Annotated in this window: 1 rRNA gene; it reads left to right on the top strand. The window is 53.6% G+C overall.

The features are described 5' to 3' along the window. Nucleotides 1-20 precede the first annotated feature (20 nt). Nucleotides 21-560 (top strand): 23S ribosomal RNA (locus HV477_RS27995); the annotation flags it as partial.

Raw genomic sequence — 560 nt, 5'->3', positions numbered from 1 at the left:
GAAACATCTTCGGGTTGTGAGGTTAAGCGACTAAGCGTACACGGTGGATGCCCTGGCAGTCAGAGGCGATGAAGGGCGTGCTAATCTGCGATAAGCGCCGGTAAGGTGATATGAACCGTTATAACCGGCGATACCCGAATGGGGAAACCCAGTGTGATTCGTCACACTATCATTAACTGAATCCATAGGTTAATGAGGCGAACCGGGGGAACTGAAACATCTAAGTACCCCGAGGAAAAGAAATCAACCGAGATTCCCCCAGTAGCGGCGAGCGAACGGGGAGGAGCCCAGAGCCTGAATCAGCATGTGTGTTAGTGGAAGCGTCTGGAAAGGCGCGCGATACAGGGTGACAGCCCCGTACACAAAAGCGCATGTGCTGTGAGCTCGATGAGTAGGGCGGGACACGTGGTATCCTGTCTGAATATGGGGGGACCATCCTCCAAGGCTAAATACTCCTGACTGACCGATAGTGAACCAGTACCGTGAGGGAAAGGCGAAAAGAACCCCGGCGAGGGGAGTGAAAAAGAACCTGAAACCGTGTACGTACAAGCAGTGGGAGC

The sequence above is a fragment of the Salmonella sp. SG203 genome, from assembly GCF_013350575.1.
In the GTDB taxonomy this organism is placed as follows: domain Bacteria; phylum Pseudomonadota; class Gammaproteobacteria; order Enterobacterales; family Enterobacteriaceae; genus Salmonella; species Salmonella enterica.
The sequence above is the reverse complement of the archived record's forward strand: the minus strand, read 5'-3'. Positions and strand labels throughout refer to the sequence as shown.